This is a genomic window from Turicibacter bilis, assembly GCF_024499055.1.
In the GTDB taxonomy this organism is placed as follows: Bacteria; Bacillota_I; Bacilli_A; order MOL361; family Turicibacteraceae; genus Turicibacter; species Turicibacter bilis.
The window spans coordinates 2,243,531-2,263,360 of the sequence record NZ_CP071249.1 but is presented as its reverse complement, the minus strand read 5'-3'; the positions used below and the strand labels follow the sequence as shown (position 1 = coordinate 2,263,360).

The 19,830-nt window shown below is 33.4% G+C and carries 15 protein-coding genes and 1 pseudogene; 3 read left to right on the top strand and 13 right to left on the bottom strand.

The genetic code is table 11. The annotated features are described in order from the left end of the window. The first annotated feature begins 82 nt into the window (after positions 1-82). The gene (locus J0J69_RS10890) at positions 83-433 is read left to right on the top strand and encodes a DUF5658 family protein (protein ID WP_055241856.1); all 351 of its coding nucleotides are present in this window, start codon (positions 83-85) and stop codon (positions 431-433) included. A 44-nt stretch (positions 434-477) separates the two neighbouring features. Here the strand turns inward: J0J69_RS10890 and J0J69_RS10885 are convergent, their stop codons facing one another. The 13 genes and pseudogenes from J0J69_RS10885 to J0J69_RS10825 all read right to left on the bottom strand — a co-directional run bounded on the left by J0J69_RS10885 (position 478) and on the right by J0J69_RS10825 (position 17,195). After that, a complete protein-coding gene (locus tag J0J69_RS10885) occupies positions 478-681 on the bottom strand; it encodes a heavy-metal-associated domain-containing protein (protein ID WP_055241859.1) in 204 nt (67 codons plus the stop codon). A gap of 20 nt (positions 682-701) precedes the next feature. Continuing rightward, positions 702-3,134, bottom strand: a complete 2,433-nt coding sequence (locus J0J69_RS10880) for a heavy metal translocating P-type ATPase (RefSeq protein WP_212725936.1) — start codon at positions 3,132-3,134, stop codon at positions 702-704. Positions 3,135-3,150: 16 nt separating this feature from the next. Next, complete coding sequence (locus J0J69_RS10875) at positions 3,151-3,417, bottom strand: metal-sensing transcriptional repressor (RefSeq protein WP_212725937.1); 267 nt, start codon at positions 3,415-3,417, stop codon at positions 3,151-3,153. Positions 3,418-3,539: 122 nt separating this feature from the next. Beyond that, positions 3,540-4,364, bottom strand: a complete 825-nt coding sequence (locus tag J0J69_RS10870) for a ZIP family metal transporter (protein WP_237252625.1) — start codon at positions 4,362-4,364, stop codon at positions 3,540-3,542. Positions 4,365-4,515: 151 nt separating this feature from the next. Then, entirely contained in the window at positions 4,516-6,744 is a 2,229-nt protein-coding gene (locus J0J69_RS10865; RefSeq protein ID WP_212725938.1) for a bifunctional diguanylate cyclase/phosphodiesterase, read from the bottom strand. Positions 6,745-6,802: 58 nt separating this feature from the next. Further along, entirely contained in the window at positions 6,803-8,089 is a 1,287-nt protein-coding gene (locus tag J0J69_RS10860) for an MATE family efflux transporter (protein WP_212725939.1), read from the bottom strand. 74 nt (positions 8,090-8,163) lie between these two features. Continuing rightward, positions 8,164-8,955 carry a hypothetical protein gene (locus tag J0J69_RS10855; protein ID WP_212723847.1) on the bottom strand — a complete coding sequence of 264 codons (792 nt, stop codon included), beginning with the start codon at positions 8,953-8,955 and terminating at the stop codon, positions 8,164-8,166. Positions 8,956-9,021: 66 nt separating this feature from the next. Then, positions 9,022-9,690: a DUF2726 domain-containing protein gene (locus J0J69_RS10850; protein ID WP_212725940.1), complete on the bottom strand. Its 669-nt coding sequence runs from the start codon at positions 9,688-9,690 to the stop codon at positions 9,022-9,024. Between the two features lie 76 nt (positions 9,691-9,766). Next, on the bottom strand, positions 9,767-10,642 hold the full coding sequence (locus tag J0J69_RS10845) for a ribokinase (RefSeq protein ID WP_068759353.1): 876 nt from the start codon (positions 10,640-10,642) through the stop codon (positions 9,767-9,769). 156 nt (positions 10,643-10,798) lie between these two features. Beyond that, complete coding sequence (locus tag J0J69_RS10840) at positions 10,799-13,183, bottom strand: sensor histidine kinase (protein ID WP_237252627.1); 2,385 nt, start codon at positions 13,181-13,183, stop codon at positions 10,799-10,801. Continuing rightward, positions 13,158-13,857: pseudogene (locus J0J69_RS10835) on the bottom strand (response regulator transcription factor). Before J0J69_RS10835 ends, J0J69_RS10840 begins: the two are co-directional and overlap by 26 nt. A gap of 189 nt (positions 13,858-14,046) precedes the next feature. After that, a complete protein-coding gene (locus tag J0J69_RS10830) occupies positions 14,047-16,260 on the bottom strand; it encodes a heavy metal translocating P-type ATPase (RefSeq protein WP_237252629.1) in 2,214 nt (737 codons plus the stop codon). A 296-nt stretch (positions 16,261-16,556) separates the two neighbouring features. Continuing rightward, positions 16,557-17,195, bottom strand: a complete 639-nt coding sequence (locus J0J69_RS10825; RefSeq protein WP_055305999.1) for a Crp/Fnr family transcriptional regulator — start codon at positions 17,193-17,195, stop codon at positions 16,557-16,559. Positions 17,196-17,289: 94 nt separating this feature from the next. Between J0J69_RS10825 and J0J69_RS10820 the strand changes: the two genes are divergently transcribed. Beyond that, complete coding sequence (locus J0J69_RS10820; protein WP_256637872.1) at positions 17,290-18,636, top strand: MATE family efflux transporter; 1,347 nt, start codon at positions 17,290-17,292, stop codon at positions 18,634-18,636. 15 nt (positions 18,637-18,651) lie between these two features. Further along, the gene (locus J0J69_RS10815; RefSeq protein ID WP_212725192.1) at positions 18,652-19,812 is read left to right on the top strand and encodes an AI-2E family transporter; all 1,161 of its coding nucleotides are present in this window, start codon (positions 18,652-18,654) and stop codon (positions 19,810-19,812) included. Positions 19,813-19,830: the final 18 nt, after the last annotated feature.

Below are 19,830 nucleotides of genomic sequence, written 5' to 3'. Positions count from 1 at the left end.
ATTATAAATAACTTATCTCCCAGAATAATATACTGATTTATAACCCAAAACAAAGAAAATAATAAAAAATAGGTGATTAATCATGTTTAACTTTATTCGGCGATACCAACTCTCAAATTTAAAAATCAAACTCCTACTTCTGTATCTTCTGAATATTAGTGATATTAGCTTAACAATTATTCTGGTCAATACGGGGCTCATTATTGAAGCCAATCCATTAATGGCAAATATTATTACGAATTCTATAGCCACATTTTTTATTAAGGTTCTTTTACCTGCGGTCCTATTTATATATCTTTACATTCGTTTAAAAACAGCAACAGTAAAAATGATTAAACTTACTAACTACTGTCTCATTGGCTTACTTGGATTTTATCTCATTATTAATGTTCTTCATTTAGTTTGGTTTCTGATGTTACCTTTCTTTGTATAAAAAACAAAGCTATCTCATTCGAGATAGCTCATCAGTTTCTTCTATTAGTCAATTCCAAGTACTGTATATCCAGCTTCATCAATGGCTTGTCTGATTAATTCATCAGTTGCACCTGTCTCAACTAAAACAGATTGAGTTCCTAAATCAACTTGGATATCTGTTGTATTTTCTAATGCTTCTAAAGTCTCTTTAACATGTGCGACACAATGGCCACAACTCATACCTTCTAATTGAATTCTCTTTTTCATTTAAATACCTCCTTTTAAGTTTATGCTTTAAATCGGCGTAATCGTAAAGCATTTAATAAAACAGAAACTGAGCTTAAGCTCATGGCAGCTGCTGCAATCATTGGATTTAATAATGGGCCACCAAATAAGTGTAATACTCCCATCGCAACTGGAATTCCTAATACATTATAAGCAAATGCCCAGAATAAATTCTCTTTAATATTACGAATCGTTGCTTTACTTAACTTAATAGCTGTTGAGACATCCATTAAATCACTCTTCATTAAAACAATATCAGCTGATTCAATCGCAACATCTGTTCCACTACCAATGGCGATTCCAATATCAGCTTGTGCTAAGGCTGGCGCATCGTTAATTCCATCTCCAACCATTCCGACTTTCACACCAGTTTCTTGTAACTTTTTCACTTCATTTGCTTTATCAGCGGGTAAAACTTCTGCTAAAACTAAATCTATTCCAACTTGACGTGCAATAGCATCTGCTGTTTTTTGATTATCACCAGTAATCATAGCAACTTTAATTCCCATTTGATGTAGCGTTTCAATTGCTTTTTTACTGCTCTCTTTTACTGTATCTGCCACTGCAATAATTCCTGCTAACTGACCATCGATTGCCATATACATTGGTGTTTTCCCATCATAAGCAAGCTGATCTGACGTTTCACTTAATGAGGATACATCAATAGTCTTTTCAATCATTAACTTTTTATTACCAAGTAACATCTGTTTACCTTGGATACTCACTTCAATCCCATGTCCAGGGATTGCATTGAATGATTCTAATTCACATAGTTGATATCCACGATCAATAGCTGCACGTACAATTGCTTCTCCAAGTGGATGTTCAGAACCCTTTTCAGCACTCGCCGCATAAATTAATAACTGTTCTTCTGAAAGATTTGTGGTCACGATATCCGTTACCTTCGGTTTCCCTTCTGTGATTGTGCCTGTTTTATCAAAAATGAGTTTTGATAATTTATGAGTCGTTTCTAACGCTTCTCCACCTTTAATTAAAACACCATATTCAGCACCTTTTCCTGTCCCAACCATAATGGCTGTAGGAGTTGCTAATCCTAACGCGCATGGACAAGCGATGACTAATACCGAAATAAAAATCGATAAGGCAAAGACACCTGTTTCACCAGCTAATAACCATGCAACGGATGAAAGAATTGCTAACCCAATAACAATCGGTACAAAGTAAGCTGAAATAATATCAGCCATTTTTGCAATCGGTGCTTTTGAACCTTGAGCATCTTCTACTAACTTGACGATTTGTGATAAAGCTGTATCACGTCCCACTTTAGTCGCTTTATATTTAATAAATCCAGTTTTATTAATACTTGCTCCAATAACTACGCTACCAACTGTTTTCTCAACTGGAATGCTTTCTCCCGTTAACATTGATTCATCAATCGCTGTACTTCCTTCAATAACTTCACCATCAACCGGTAACTTTTCACCTGGTTTCACTAAAACAAGGTCCCCCACCACCACTTCTTCAATTGGAACTTCTAACTCACGACCATTTCGCTCAATCGTGGCTGTTTTTGGTGCTAATCCCATTAAAGCTTTAATGGCTTGTGAAGTTTTACCTTTTGAGACCGCCTCTAAGTATTTTCCTAGTGTGATTAAGGTAAGAATAACAGCAGCTGATTCAAAGTATAAATGCATCGCATAGCTTGCATCACCTTGTGTAATCTTATAAATTCCAAACACACTGTAGAAAAAGGCAGTTAGTGTTCCAATGGCAATTAACGAATCCATATTTGGACTTAGTTGAATTAAATTTTTAATTCCAACTTGATAAAACTTATAGCCTGCCATAACAACTGGTAAAGTTAAAATCAATTGCACTATCCCAAAGTTAAATGGATTCATCATTGGATCAATCAAATGAGGAAGTGGCATTCCGACCATATGTCCCATCGAAATAATTAAAAGTGGTACAGCAAAAATTAATGAAATGATAAAGCGTATTAGTAACTTTGAAGCTTCATCATGCTTTTTCTCTTCTCCTTTAATCGTATCTTCTTCTGAAACTAATTGAAAGCCAGCCTTTTCAACTGCTGCTTTCACTTGCCCATAACTCGCTACATCTGCATCTAACTTAATGGTTAATTTTTCAGTCGCAAAATTAACAACAGCTAATTCAACACCCTCAATTTTTTGTGTCACTCTCTCCACTCGATTAGCACAAGCTGAACAGGTCATTCCTTCAACTTTGAAGGTATAATCTTTTATATTTTTCTTCACTTTAAAACCTGCTTTTTCAATAGCCGCCTCTACTTGTCCTAACTCAACCGCTGATTCATCATATTCAAGGGCTAACGTTTCTGCCGCAAAGTTCACTGCGCCTTTTTCGACTCCATCAAGCTTATTAACGATACGCTCAATGCGGTTCGCACAAGCAGAACAGCTCATTCCTTCGATTTTCATCGACACTTTCTTCATTCTAAAACCTCCCTTTCTATTTACTCATTGCTTTTTCTAAAATTGCCATAATCTCATCAATCTTCTCTTCACTTCCACCATTTAAACAAGCCTGTGTAACGCAATGATTTAAATGCTGCTTTAAAATTAATAAATTCGCACGTTTTAAAAGAGCTTGTGAAGCGACAATTTGATTTGAAATATCCATACAATATCGTTCATCTTCTATCATTTTTACAATCCCATCAATTTGTCCTCTGGCTGTTTTTAATGATTGTAATGATTTTTTTCGTTCTTCATTCATATAGTCATACCTCCTGCCCCCCGAGGGGGGGTGTATAAGGATATTATAGTCGTAATTTTAGTGTTGTCAATTATCCTCTTTTTACAAATTCAAAAAAAACTTGATTTATTCAATCAAGTTTTCTAACCTAAAGCAATATCTAAAATCATCATAATAAGAAATCCTATCATAACCCCTAATGTTCCTGAATCCGAGTGTTCTCCTAATTGAGCTTCTGGAATTAATTCCTCAACTACAACATAAATCATTGCACCTGCGGCAAAAGCTAAGAACCATGGCATAATACTAATAATTGATCCAACTAAAATAGCACCTAATACCCCCGCAATCGGTTCTACAATTCCTGATAAGGCACCAAAGGCAAAAGCTTTTTGACTACTAACTCCTTGTTTACGCAATGGCAAAGAAATAGCAGCCCCCTCAGGTAAGTTCTGTAAGCCAATTCCAATCGCCAAAACAAGTGCCGCACTTAAACTAAGTGAGCTTCCTTCTCTAGCGGCTAAAGCAAATGATAGACCAACAGCTAACCCCTCTGGAATATTATGTAAGGTCACAGCTAAAAATAATAGCGTCGATTTCTTTAATTGAGTCGAGGGACCTTCTGTTAATTCACTCATTAGATGCAAATGAGGTAACATTTTATCTAATATATATAAAAATAACCCACCTAAAATAAAACCACCCGCTGCAGGAATCCATCCAATCTTTCCCTGTTCTTCAGCCATTTCAATCGCAGGAATCAAAAGTGACCATACTGAAGCAGCAATCATCACCCCAGCAGCAAAACCTAAACAAATTCGTTGATAAAACGGACTAATTCCATTTCTAAAAAAGAAAACAAAAGCTGAACCTATTACTGTAGCTAAGAATGTAATCATTGTCCCTATAAAAGCTAATAAGATAGGATTCATTTTCTTATCTCCCTCCTCTTCAACTACAGTTCGCATATACTAGCTACTTATTTTTATCATAGCAGATGATTATTAGATCCACAACCGCAACAGGAATAAAATGGTAACTATTACTTTAAAAAATCCTTAGAAAAGTAAGCAGCATTAACTTACCTCTCTAAGGATTAGTAATTATAAACGTTGATTCTTAAAGAAAATCATCTCGTTGGATTTTATCTTCAAATTCTGATCTTGGCATTGGCTTAGCATAAACATATCCTTGAATGAGGTCACAACGCATTTCTTTGAGAATCTTAACTTGTTCTTGAACTTCTACTCCCTCACAGACAACAGCAACACCAATTCGCTTAGCTAAATCAATGATTCCATGAACCAATTCCTTACTTTTAAAGTTCGTCTCAATATCACATAAAAATGATCGATCAATTTTTAAAATATCAATATCAACCTGCTTTAGGTTACTAAACGTTGAACTTCCAGTTCCAAAGTCATCCATTGATACTTTCATACCAAGTTCATGAATAGCTTTAATTTTTTCATTAATTAATTCTACATCATTTAATGCAGTTGTTTCTGTAATTTCAACTTCAATTAAACATGGATCGATTTGATAACGAGAAATGACTGATTTTAAAAATAAAATTAAATCCGACTGATATAACTCGACACGAGATAAATTAATTGAAATAGGAATACTCTCAATACCTTTTTGCTTTTGTTCAGCTAACATCGAGCACACTTCATTAAACACCCATCTTCCAACAGTAATAATATCTCCCGTTTTTTCAGCAATAGGAATAAACAATGCTGGACTAATAAATCCCCGATCTGGATGGAACCAACGAACTAGTGCTTCAGCACCTACGATTTCCTCTGTACAAGGATTTACTTTAGGTTGATAAAATACTTGGAAATGTTTAGAAATTAATGAAGGTTTTATCTCTTGCTCAATTAATTTTAAATCCATTTTATTTTTAAATAATTTATCATCAAATAAGTAGTAACGCTTAGATAAACTTTTCTTAGCATGTAAACGTGCCATATCTGCATGGTCAATTGCACGCTGGATATTTAATTCACTATTATCAAAATAATACATCCCTATACTTGCATTCAATGGATTCTCTATAATCTGTTGACTTGCTAAATTAACAATACTTTGAATTGTAGCTGGAATTAATTTCTCTTCATATTTAATTCTTGTATCAAGCATTAAAATAAAAACATCATTAGATAATCGTCCAAAAATAGTTGATGGATGAAATTCCGCCTTTAACCGAAAAGCAATTTCTTTTAAAAGTTGATCCCCTTTACTATAGCCATAAATTTCATTGATTAATTTAAAAGATTCTAAATCAAACACCACTAATGAATAATACGTTTGGTTTGAACGCTTTAGCACAGATTCAACTTTCTTCATAAACCCATTGTTATTTAATAATCCTGTCACTGAATCATAAAATGCTAACCGTTTAATATACTCTAAGTTATCTTTCTTGATCTTTATAACATAATAATAAATACATAAAAATAATATATTAATTAAAATGACGACACACCATGTCAGTTGTTTCATGTGTTGAATCTTAGTAGCCAATACTTCTGAATTAGCCGTCGTTAAAATATACCAATCACTTACATTATCAATTTTCTGATAATTAATATAGCTAGTGTTTCCATAATTATCTTCCCACTCAATACTTTGACTATGATTAGTCGACAGAATATACTGTGAATTACTAGGAGCAGGTAAATTAATATAATAGTCATTAAAGGAATTTACAACAAAATTATTATTATAATTATTAGAAAGAATAACTTCACCGTTATCACCCACAACATAAACGTCCGTACTTGATCCATACATTTGACTTAAAATAATTTTATTTAATTCTTCAACTGTATTTCTTCCACATAAAACTCCAATGACTTGATTATCTTTTTGAATAGGAACGGCATAGACAATGATTCGCTTACTGTCAAATTGACTAGTAATTGGGTTTGAAATATTACTTCTTCCACTCATTGCAAGTCGGAAAAAGCTTCGATCACCGTAATTTCTCTCTATTCCATCCGTTGATCGAACAGTTCCATCAGCCTTAGCTAAATATAAAGCATTAAATATTTCTGAACTTAAATCTTGATTTAAAATATCAAACTCAAATGTTGAATCATCTCCAACCTTTTCAACTACAACACCTGCTAAAAACTCTAGCTCTTTTATCTTCGAAGTTAAATGTTCGTCAATTGCCTTTGCCATATGACTTGAAACTTCAAGGCTTTCTTTTCGATAATCACTAACTAGCATCTCTTCAAAATATCGCTCAATAGTTGCTCCTATTAAGCTAATTATCGTCATTACAAGAATAACAACAATGATAAAATTTTTCTTTACTGATTTATAACTCTGACCCACTTCTTATCATCCACCTAGCTACCAAAATCAAAAACCTTCATACCTGGTTCCTATTTTACTATAAACATGGTGGAATTTGGAGATATTTGTCTAGATTTATTTTAAGTTTTAGTTTCATGATCCTTGATAATATAAAATAAATCATAGCAAGGATCACGTAAACAATCCATAAAGATTTATACAATTGAGCAAACAAATAGATAAGTAGATATCCTATACTATAAATAAGTAATGTAGTTTTTAAAATCCCCTTCTGTTCTCCTAAAGTCTGAAGTGTATATTGATAAATTGTTAACATATTATTAAAAATAAAAAGAATAATAACCATTGGAAAGTACTTACAAAAATACTCTAATAATAATTTTTGATTAGTAATTAAATTAATAATAAAATTCTGATTTAAAACAAGAAAAACTGAAATTAAAGCATATAATCGAATGGACCTAGTAATCGCTTGCTGATGAATTGGAACAATGCATTTTGGATTCTCACTGACAATCGTCAAGGTTGCCTGTGCATAAGCATACATTGGCATCCATGAAATCTGTAATAAATTATTAATTAGTTGATAAACCGAGACCTCAAGAAGCCCAATACGTGAGATTAACGCTCCTAATACTACAATTAAAATGGTATTTTCTAAAAATTCTTGAACCATCATTGGAAAGGCATATTGAAGATTTTCTTTAATTAAAGAAAATCTAAATAATGGTACCTCCCATCTGATTTCACATTTCAATAAAACAAGGTATATAATAAGATTTAAAATGAGTGCTAAAACAGATCCAACTGCATTTCCAATCATCCCCAAACCTAAACCATAAACAAAGAGCAAATCAAGAATAACATTACTGATTGTGGCGACTGTATTCCCAATTAAAATATATTTAGTTCGATTTATTATTTTTAAATAGCTTGAACAAGTGAATAATAACAGATTTAATCCAATAGAACTACTGAATATATACGCATAGTTCAATGATTCTTCTAGCACTTGCGCATTTAATTGATAAATCTGTTGAAAGATAAACTTTCCACCAAAGGTTATAAATCCAAAACCTAGTAGTCCTATTAATAAACTTAATATGACCTGAGTTTCAAGATATTTTCGAAACAATGATTGATTCTGATAAACTCGTGCTCCTAAAATATTGAAGCTAATTGATGTTGCACCTAATACCCCTGTCACACTATTAATAAATCCAGCTACAATTCCAACTGCAGCAAAACTTGTTATTGATAAATGGCCCATAACAGCTTGATCACAAAGACTAATAACTAGTGATACAACATTACTTAAGATTAATGGTAAAGCTAATTGATTTAATTGATCTTTCTTAAACATATAAGTCCCCTTCTTTTCAATTTTCTAGAAAAGAAGGGTTAATTCATCCAGCAAATTCATTTTAATCCGCCTCCTTAATGATGTTTACTGTACTCCAGAAAACTTCGACTCATTTCAATGACTAAACTAACAACAGAGATAACGATTAACACTCGACTCGATACATACCAATCGATTGTCCAGTTTGAATGACTAAAAGAAAATAACGTTGTAAAGAATCGTTCATTAAATAGCGTTTGATTTAACATCATCATACAAAATAAGAAACAGGCTGACACTTTATACACTAATTGAAATATAAGCAGTTTGAATGACCATCGTCCTAACATTAACTTACACCAATAATAAAGTAGACCAAATCCATAAATAATAAAAATTAACGGGTGATAGCCCCTTAAAACAGAGACATTGAATAATGGCTCCATTATTTGTAGCTGTCCGTCCAAAACATGATAACTCGCAATCCATTGAGGTTGAAAACAGATGAGCCAAATCAAAAAGACAATTCCAATCATGTTAAAAAGACAATCACTTTTAGAAATATATCCATGATTTTTATCCCTTTTTAGGACGAGATTTTCTAATGAATCAATATCAATCCCATCAATCGGAAATGAGCAGATCTTCAGCAAAAAGAAAACAACAGTTACCCAAATAAATGAGATGATAAGCGCATGAATTAAAGCTATTAATATGTGAATACATAGACCTATGATTTGAGAGAAAATCCCTTCCAATCCAAGCTCAAAATGAGCTAATTGAACAAAGAAAGTAATCGTCACCAGTACAGTTGGTACTATCGTTAATACAAGCTTCAAAATCACTTTATACAAACGATACAACTGCTCTCCTAAGAACTCCTTCATTTAAAGTATCCCCCTTCATCGTATGATGACTTCATTTAATACTATATGAAGAGAGTTATTTAATTATTATAAGAAAGGTTCTGTTTGTTTACAACGAGGATAATTCACACAACCATAGAACTTTTGTCCTTTATTCATTCCTCTCCTAGTTTTACGAACTACCATCTCTATTTGGCACTTCGGACAAACTGGAACACTCTCATTAACCTTTGATACCTTTTTAGACTCATCTGCTTGATTAAGATATTTTTTTAATTCCTCCTGTAATGTTGAAATAATATACGACTGACTGACCTTAATATGTATAAGTGGCAATTTTGCTGCTGTGAAAATCTGATTAACAAACTCATCTCTCAGTTGTCGATTTTCTCGTGCATGTGTCGAATCATCTAATTCAATTGCTACAATTGGTTTTAGTGTATCGCGATCACAAATTAAGAAATCAACATGCTTACGATTAATTTTATTCCAATATTTCGTTCTTTCTTTATAATCTCTAATATTCACAAAAAACAAATCCCCTAAAGATACCTTTGTAAAAACTGTAACTGATTCATTCTCTAAAACTAACATAAGTACTTTATAAAATGATAATTCTGCAGATGATAAAAAATCGTCCCTTAACCGATAAGGTAGCTTTATCTCACTTGCCTGCCTCATTTGTGGACTAACCTCTTTAGGTAAAATCCCAAATATCCGTAGTATACTTCCTAAACATCCTATATTTTGATTCATCACATATCTCCTCTCTTCTTGAATAGAATCTTACATTTTTTTACATATCATTGCAATAAAAGACCATGATGGTCTTTTATTTTGCAACTTCCTCTATTGTTGGAATTGATGATGATGATCCTTTACGAGTGACTGTAATCGATGAGGCACGAGAAGCTAACTTTAAAGTCTCTTCCATATCTAATCCTCGAACGAGCCCTGAAATAAAATACCCGATAAATGTATCGCCAGCTGCCGTTGTGTCAACTGCTTCCACCTTATATGCTGGTTGCTCAATCATTACCTCCTGATAAGTATATAAAACACCTTTACTCCCTCGCGTTAATAAGATATGTGTATTTGGATAATTAACTTTTAATGCCTCTAACACTTTGAAATCATTTGTTTCTTTTGTTAAATCTTGTCCTTCAATCTCATTTAAAATTAAATAATCCACAAGGTGTAATGGAATATCTTTAATTTGTTCATTAAATGGTGCTGGATTAATAGCGATTTGAAGTCCACGTTCATGAGCCTTCTTCACAATTAACGGCATCTCATTAACTTCATTTTGAAGTAATAATAAATCTCCTGATTCAAAGTGGCTTAAAATCTCATCAATTCGTGCTTCATTAAACTGATGGTTCGCACCTGGATAAACAAGAATACAGTTTTCTCCATGAGCATCAATTTGTATAATCGCATGACCACTTGGTCCTTCTACTTCGTATAAATAATCGGTCTTAGCTCCATGTATTTCTAAGGCCTGACGAAGAATCATCCCATCTTTTCCAATTAATCCTGCATGATAAACTTCCACGCCTGCTTTAGCTAAGGCAATCGATTGATTTAGCCCTTTTCCACCACTAACGATTTCTAAATTATGAACCGTTTGGGTTTCACCAGGTCGCACCATATGGTCGACATCATAAATATAATCAATATTACATGAACCAATATTTAAAACTTTCATCTTTTCACTTCCTATATTAGCGACATATTCGTTTTATTCTAATAGTTGAAACAATACTTCATCATCTCAATTATAAAGGTCTCATCATTTATTAATCAATAACTTTTACCAACTATTATGCACGTAAAAAGCACTGAAAAATCAGTGCTTTTTAGATTATTTATTAAACGTTAAAATAACTTTAAATAAGTCTCCATCAATGTGAATATCTAATGTTCCACCTTGAAGTTCAACAAAGCTTTTTGCAATCGCTAATCCTAATCCAGAACCTTCTGTATGACGGGCTTGATCGCCGCGCACAAAGCGTTCTGTTAACTCATCAACGTCTACATTGATTTCATCGGCTGACATGTTTCTAAATATAATTTGAACCGATTGTTCTAGATCAACAATATCAATATAGGCACGCGTATGTGGCATTGCATATTTTGTCATGTTTAAAATTAGGTTATCAAACACTCGGAATGTCCGCTCACTATCAAGCATCAATAGTACTTTATGTTCTGGGAAATTCGAACGAATCATTAAATTTGCTTCTTCAATTTTATCTTCAAGCTCCAACAACGTTTGCTTCATAAGAGAAGTGAGTTCAACTTCTTGTAAATTCATCGTAATATTCCCGCTACTTGCTTTACTCATCTCAAATAAATCTTCAATTAAAACTTTTAAGCGTTGTGCTTTTTGATCAAGTGTTTCTAAATATTGTGCTCGCTTTTCTTTGTCTAAATCTTCATCTTTTAATAAATCGGTGTATGTGATAATAGACGTTAACGGTGTTTTTAAATCATGTGAGACATTGGCAATTAAGTCTGTCTTCATTCGCTGACTGCGCACCTCAGCCTCAACTGCCTTTTTGAATCCACCTTGAATATGCATCACTTCCTCTTTAAACGCATTGAAGATTCCAAGATCTTCATCAATTTCAACCTCAAGATTTCCCTCTGCTAATTGTTCAGTCATTTCAAATAATTGTACATAATCTTTTTGCGTCTTCATGAGGTATTTGCGAAGTAGCACATATAAAACAATACTGTAAATAAATACTCCTATAATTCCGAAGAACCACCCTAAACAGAATAATGATAGTAGTATACATTGAATGCCTACTAAGAAGAATAATTTCTTTGTATTTTTCTCTTTCAAATCGACTTTTAAGAACTTTCTTAATTTTCTAAATAAGAAGCGGCATCCACGGTACGTCCAACATCTTTCTGTAAACATCACTTTCCATCCTTGTTTAAATAGGCTTTTAATATATAGGAACAAAATGAACATCCACGTAAACACTGCAAACCACACCACAAGATTGAATGTAACGGTAAAGATAGCTTGAGCTTGCTCTGGAATACCAGTAACCAATCGATTCTCAATGGTTGAATAGATTATGCTTGGAAGTAGCTCAATGAAAAATGCGAATGGAATACTGGCCGTTAATAATAACGATTCAATTGGCCATTTAAGAATTCGCTTAATGAATTTAACATTTGAAATAGATTTTAAAGGGATGATTAAGGCAAACAGGGCTAAAGCTACAAGAGCAATACCATCATAGAAGAAGCTCATTTCTTGAATGTTATAAAAAGTCATCACATAATCGTCTCGATAAATATCATCATGATACAATAACTGCGCTGGAACACCGTAAACAAAGGTCATATTTTTAATGGGTGCAAATGCAACAACTTGATTATATCCTAAACTTCCTGAATCCAGCCTAATTGAAACTTCTTTTTCAGCATTAATGGTAGATAAATCTCCAGATGTAGAATATCGCGATGTGAAATTCACTCCATAAAGATTAGAAACGGTTAAATCTCCCTCTGCATCATAATCTAAGACAACAAAATATTGATAGTCTTCTTTTAACTGAGCGAGTGTGTCTTCCGTTGAATTATTTAACAACAAAGATAACTCTGATAATTGAGGACCGGAATAGCCGCTATATGAATATGTTTGATTGTTCGTTTGATCTACAGCAAAGTAATATAAATTTTCAAGGTTATATTCATATCTGAGCTCATCAATATCACTCGGCATGAATTCGACTAATAAGTCTTTAATTGCTGCTAGTTGTTGTTCATGACTTAATTGTGAAAACTTCATACTTTGCTCTACTTGTGAATTATTTTCAGAAGCTGCATTTAAACTAGTACTCGTTTCAACTGTGACTCCATTCAGAATAGAAAATGAAACATTTTGTTCTACATCATCATACTCTTCATCATAGCCATATCTATCATAATACTGATTTAATAAGTCTTTATAAATGCTTTCGAAGTCTTTGGTTGGAACATCATATAATTTCTCAACGATATTTAACGAATCACTATTTTCATTTTCAAGTGCTTCAACATATGTTAAATACATTTGGTATCGCATTTGTTCATAAAAAGAATAAGACTCCAAATAATTATCTTTATTTTTTTCCACGTATGCTTCAATATTAGGATAAGTCATATACATTCCGACTGATAATCCGACTAACACTAAACATGAGATTATCGTTACAAGGAGTTTATTGTTTTTCAATTTTGTAGCCAACGCCCCACACCACCTTTAGATATTTTGGATTTTTTGGATTAATTTCAATTTTTTCTCGAATGTTACGGATATGAACCATGATAGTGTCCGTATTCACCGCATTTTCATTCCAAATGCGTTCATAAATTTCTTCAGCAGGAAAGACCCTTCCCGGATGTTTCATAAGTAAATTTAAAATTTTGTACTCAATTGGCGTTAACTTGACTGGTATTTCATCTACCGTAAATTCTTTTGTTTCGGTATTCATCTCAAGCCCCCCCAATTGTCATGAGATGATGATTCTCTTCTTGCTTGATGGCGGAAAATCTTTTATAGCGTCTAAGTTGAGAGTTAACGCGTGCTAATAATTCAAGTGGACGAAAAGGCTTAGTCACATAGTCATCCGCTCCCATATTTAACCCCATAATTTGATCTACCTCTTCCGATTTAGCAGATAACATAATGACTGGAAAGTGATAATTTTCTCTTAATTTCATTGTAAATGTAATCCCATCCATCTTCGGCATCATCACATCGACAATGGCTAAATCAATAATAGTTGATTCAACAATCTCTAATGCTTCAATGCCATTTCCGGCAATACTTACTTTATACCCCTGATTACTTAAATACGCTTCAATGGCAACTGCGATATCTCTTTCATCTTCAACGACTAAAATATGTGATTGATTCATAACATCCATCTCCCTAAGCTGATATTTGCTACTATTATACCATTTAGGAATAACTCACCCCACTCTCTTTGATTTCATATTGCTATCATAGCAACAATTCCTAAAGGAAAAATTGAAATAAAACTTAAGATTTTCTAAAGAAATGAAAAAGGATCTCTTCATAAACTGAAGACATCCTTTTAACATTTTTTATTTTTTAGATTTTAAAGCACGTGTACTATTCATAACAGCTAGAATTGTCACACCAACATCAGCAAAGACTGCTGCCCACATGGTTGCTAGTCCACATGCAACTAAAATCATGACTAAGATTTTAACGCCTAAGGCAAAGATAATATTTTGATATAAAATCGTACTTGTTTGTTTGGCTTTGTTAATCGCTTTAACTAGTGCCATTGGATCATCTTCCATTAAAACGACATCAGCTGCTTCAATCGCCGCATCCGATCCGATACCACCCATTGCAACACCGATATCCGCACGAGCAAGAACTGGTGCATCATTCATTCCATCCCCAACAAAGACTACATTTTTATCTTTTGTTTTATGTGCTAATATCTCTTCGACATGTTCAACTTTTTGATGAGGTAATAACCCAGCGTAAACTTCATCCACCCCAAGCTCTGCTGCCACTTTTTTAGCAACCCCTTCGTGATCACCCGTTAACATCACAACTTTTGAAACACCATGTTGCTTTAATTTTGCAATGGCAGCTTTTGAATTTTCTTTGATTTCATCCGCAATAACCATATATCCAACATATTGTTGATTCACAACCATATGAATAATCGTTCCGATGGCGTCAACCTCAGCTACATTTAAATTTGCACGTTGCATCAGTTTTACATTTCCGATAAGTACTTCTTTATCCCCAACAAATACTTTTATCCCATGCCCTGCTATTTCTTCATATTGTGATAAAACCGTTGTATCTATCACTTGAGTATAAGCATCGACAATTGATTTTGCAATTGGGTGCGTTGACTGACTCTCTGCATAAGCTGCTAATTCAATGAACTCTGATTCATTCATATTCACAGGTTTGATTTGGCTTACTTTAAATACCCCTTTTGTTAATGTTCCTGTTTTATCAAATACCACCGTTTCAACATGATTTAAAGCTTCTAAGTAGTTTCCACCTTTAACTAACACCCCTTGTTTGGATGCGCCACCAAGACCAGCAAAGAATCCAAGTGGAATAGAAACAACTAAAGCACAAGGACAAGACACGACTAAGAAACTAAGCGAGCGATATAGCCAAGTTGAGAAATTCACTTGGAATACGAATGGAGGGATGATGGCAATAAGCACCGCTAATAAAACAACAATCGGTGTATAGACACGAGCGAATTTCGTAATAAATTTTTCAGTTTGTGCTTTCTTAGATGAAGCATTTTCGACTAATTCTAGAATACGCGCGACTGTTGACTCTCCCGCTACTTTAGTGACACGAACTTTAACTAACGCATTCGTATTAATACATCCGGCTAAAATTTCTTCTCCTACAGAAATAAGACGTGGTATTGATTCACCTGTTAACGCTGATGTATCTAAATAACATTCTCCTTCAATGATTTCCCCATCAAGTGGAACACGTTCACCAGGTTTAATCACAATCAAATCACCAATTGAAACAGCTTCTGGGGCAACTTCTTTTGTTCCTGATTCAGTGACTAAGTTCGCATGATCGGCACGAATATCAAGTAGACTACTAATAGATTTACGTGAACGATTAACGGCATAACTTTGGAATAGTTCACCGATTTCATAAAATAACATCACGGCAATTGCCTCTGGATACTCACCAATGGCGAATGCTCCCACTGTTGCCACCATCATTAAAAAGTTTTCATCAAAGATTTCACCACGCGTAATGTTACGAAAGGCGGTTAATAATACTTTTCCACCAATCAATAAATAGCTGACTCCATATAAAACAACTTCTAATATCCCTACTGGTTTAAAGGTATGAATAGCTAAGAAAATAATGACACCAAGTAATAACCAAGCATTTTCTTTAATAAAACTAAACACTTTCGATGAAGATTCATTATCTAACGTTTTATGGGAATGTTCATGACTATGTCCTGCTTGACCATGATGAGACTCTGTATGTGAAGAACAACTTCCTCCACAACAGCTACTTTTATGAACGACCTGTGTTGAGACACGTTCTTCAACAACAACATGTGGCTCTAATTGCTTCACAATACGCTTAATTTCAGTGATGACATCTGTTTTAAGCGCTGATTCTTTTATTAATACTGTTAACTGACTCGTTGAAAAATTGAGATTAGCTTCTTCAACTAATTCTAGACGATTGACACGATCTTCAATTTTATTGGCACAATTGGCACAATCTAAACCAGATAAAGTTAATTTAAATGTTCTATCATTCCCCATAAGGTTCGCCTCCCATCTATCATATGAATGATTATTCATATATTCATATTATCAGTATATGCTTAAGGGGAATAATTGTCAACTCAATTGCCTACTTAAAATACTACTTTCTTCCTGTCTATATATACAAAGTAAAAAGTACTCTATCTATCTCAATTCACCCTTAATTCTTAAAATACTTTGATAGTGGGTTCCCTACGCTAAATAGTGAGTTTACGAACTCTTAGCTATCCTCCACTGATAGGGTAAGGCCAAATAGAGTCACTATAAATTTTCTCTCTAGAAATTTATCGTGACTAACATAATTCGTACTGACTCATCATCGTCAAGACTAAATTAAGATCTTCAATTTTTATCTTACCACTCAGATTAATAATAATTCCTTCTTCAGCTAATTGTTTTAAAATGCGATTAATACTTCGAATATTGGATCCTAATTCCTCAACAATTAACACTTTTGGAATACAGTTATTCTTATATTGGCTAACATATTTCCAAATATAAAGTAACACTTGGTATTTTAATGGATAACTAACTGCCGATCGCATCTTAATACCCGTATTAATCAATTTTTCAGCTAATTGTCTGACAATATATAATGAAATATTGAAGTCATGTTCCATCCATTTTAAAAAATGCTCACGTTTAATCACATACATTTCCCCATCTTCCATCGCTTCTACAAAACAAATTACTACACTATCAGTGAACACTTCAACATCACCAAGCAATCCTCCTGCTTCGTAAATTCGCATTAAATGTTTTGCCCCATTTTCTGATAAGGAATAGGTCTTCAACTTTCCGCTCTTTAAAATAATAATCGAATCTAGCCGATCCTCTGCATTTAAAATAATCTCCTCTTTTCGAAATGATTTCACTTCATACTTACCTCTTAAAAATGAACTCGTTTCGAGTTCTTTCATCAATAATGACACGTCCTGCCTCCTTCTTAAACTAAACTGGACAAATGTCCTCGCTCCTTAAGATTTATTTTGTTATTATAGTCTACAATATTAATCTAAACAAGGAGTGTTAATTTTGAACGATTCATTACAAACATCCCCTATTCACAAATTATTACTAAAATATTGTATCCCAGCCATCGTCAGCATGATGACTGTTTCACTCTACAATACGGTTGATCGTGTTTTCATTGGTCACATTCCTAATATTGGATCACTCGCTTTAACCAGCCTCGGAACAGTGATGCCATTTATTACGATTATTTTAGCTTGTGAGCTTTTAATTACTTATGGAGCCATTGCTAATCTTTCAATTAAACTAGGAGAGAAAAATCAACTAATGGCAGAAAAAATATTAAATCAAGTCCCTGGTCTTGGAGTAATGATAAGTTTACTTCTCATGATTATCTTCTTTATCTTTAAAACACCACTTCTAGAACTCTTTGGAGCAAATAAAATCATCTTACCACTAGCATCAGAATATTTAAATGTGATAATTCTCGGAATCCCATTCTATATTATTGGTTTTTCTTTAATGGCTACGATTCGATCAGAAGGTAACCCAAAAAGAGCAGCTCTCATTCTAATAATGAGTTGTGTCATTAACATTGTTCTAGATCCTATCTTTATCTTTGGGCTAGGATTAGGAATTAAGGGGGCTGCTATTGCTACCGTCCTCTCCTATCTTGCTGTTTTTATTTATGTCTTTTACTACTATAGTATTGGAAAGTCAAATTTAAAGTTAAAATGGGCTTACTTAAAACCTGAATTATCACTTATCAAGCCTATCTTACTATTTGGGTTATCTACTTCTCTTGTTCAGTTAATAACAGCTTTAATTCAAGTTTTATTTAATCGTTCATTAGCCTATTACGGTACACCTTTATCTATCGGTGCGTTTACGACGGTAACAACGATTACAAATTTAGCGCTAATGCCTGCTGTTGGAATTAATCAAGGGTCAGTTCCTATTATCGGTTATAACTACGGTCAGAAACGTTATGATCGTGTAAAATTAACATTTATTCAAGGAACTTTAGCAGCGACTGTTATTTTTACGATTGGATTTATTTTAATTCAACTGATTCCAGATATTTTAATTCGTTTCTTTAATTCAGATGACTCACTGCTACCCTCTACATCTGAGGGACTTAAACTTTACTTATTTAGTCTGCCTCTTTGTGCGTTAACAACAACCGCACCAAACTTCTTTCAAGCAATTGGACAATCTAAACTTTCGATTTGGCTTGTTATTCTTAGACAGATTATCTTACTAATTCCACTAATTTTAATTTTACCCAAATTTATAGGGTTAAATGGGGTCTGGTTAGCACAACCTATTACTGATTTAATAATTGCCATCATTTCTTTCTATCTAATTAGAAAGGAGTTTAAGCGATACTCAAGTGTTTAAGGAGTGACCCTTTGAATGTTCGATAAATTAAAAATCAATAAAAAATATCTTAATATAGGTCTAATTACGCTAATGATTGGAGTCCTTTTACTGTTCGTTTATCAAGTCTCCCGTCATTCAGTCGATATCTTTCTATTTTTTAAAAATTTATTTTTTAATTTTTTAGCTGTCATTTCTCCAATTATATACGCCTTTATTATTTCTTATATTTTATATCGTCCCCTATTATTTATCGAACATTACTTTAAAAAACTATGGGATAGATGGACAAAGGTTAGCTTATCATCTAAGACCTATCGCTTAATCAGCCTTCTTATCCTTGTCATTGTAGTATTTGGAACAATTACTTTATTGATAAAATCTATCGTACCACCATTATTCCAAAATCTCCTGACTATTGGAGAAGATATTCCAAATTTTCAAACAATTTTAACAGAATGGCTTTCAAAGTTAGCACCTTACTTTAAATTGATTCATATTACAGAGAATCAAATTCATCAATTAACGACTTATATTACGGGCTTTTTGAGTGGATTTTTAACTAAAATTTTTGCCTCAGGAACAGGGATGGTCACAAATGTTGCTACCTTTTTTATTAATCTTTTTGCGACACTCATCTTAACTTTTTATTTTCTAAAAGATAAGGAGTCCATTTTTATCGCCATTGATAAAATTGCAACTGTGACTCTTTCAATCAATACCAAACTTAAAATAAAGAGATTTCTGAAGGATGTCCATGAAATATTTGGCGGCTTTATTTTAGGTCAACTATTAGATGCTCTGATTGTTGGTATTGCTTCAACGATTCTTCTTTTAATTATTGGGCATCCATTTGCTTTATTAATTGGATTCATCGCTGGTATTACAAACGTGATTCCGTATATTGGTCCTATTATTGGTGCTGTTTTAGCCTTCATCTTAGGATTATTTACAAGTGTTAAGCTGGGACTTTTAGGTGCTCTGTTATTAATTATCTACCAACAGATTGATGGAAACTTTGTACAACCTAAAATTCTTGGGGAAAGCGTCGGACTAGCGCCAGTATGGATTTTCATGGCGATTTTAATTGGAGGAAATTACTTAGGTGCTTTTGGGATGATTTTAGCAGTTCCGATTGTCGCCTTACTAAAACTTTACATTGAAAGACGTCTTGTTAAACTTCAGGGTAAGAATTAAATTCCCTATCAAAAAGGC

Bases quoted from the DNA above. Each gene is read 5' to 3' on its own strand.
- J0J69_RS10890 (WP_055241856.1), top strand. From the start codon at position 83: ATGTTTAACTTTATTCGGCGATACCAACTCTCAAATTTAAAAATCAAA.
- J0J69_RS10885 (WP_055241859.1), bottom strand. From the start codon at position 681: ATGAAAAAGAGAATTCAATTAGAAGGTATGAGTTGTGGCCATTGTGTC.
- J0J69_RS10880 (WP_212725936.1), bottom strand. From the start codon at position 3,134: ATGAAGAAAGTGTCGATGAAAATCGAAGGAATGAGCTGTTCTGCTTGT.
- J0J69_RS10875 (WP_212725937.1), bottom strand. From the start codon at position 3,417: ATGAATGAAGAACGAAAAAAATCATTACAATCATTAAAAACAGCCAGA.
- J0J69_RS10870 (WP_237252625.1), bottom strand. From the start codon at position 4,364: ATGCGAACTGTAGTTGAAGAGGAGGGAGATAAGAAAATGAATCCTATC.
- J0J69_RS10860 (WP_212725939.1), bottom strand. From the start codon at position 8,089: ATGTTTAAGAAAGATCAATTAAATCAATTAGCTTTACCATTAATCTTA.
- J0J69_RS10855 (WP_212723847.1), bottom strand. From the start codon at position 8,955: ATGAAGGAGTTCTTAGGAGAGCAGTTGTATCGTTTGTATAAAGTGATT.
- J0J69_RS10850 (WP_212725940.1), bottom strand. From the start codon at position 9,690: ATGAATCAAAATATAGGATGTTTAGGAAGTATACTACGGATATTTGGG.
- J0J69_RS10845 (WP_068759353.1), bottom strand. From the start codon at position 10,642: ATGAAAGTTTTAAATATTGGTTCATGTAATATTGATTATATTTATGAT.
- J0J69_RS10830 (WP_237252629.1), bottom strand. From the start codon at position 16,260: ATGGGGAATGATAGAACATTTAAATTAACTTTATCTGGTTTAGATTGT.
- J0J69_RS10815 (WP_212725192.1), top strand. From the start codon at position 18,652: ATGTTCGATAAATTAAAAATCAATAAAAAATATCTTAATATAGGTCTA.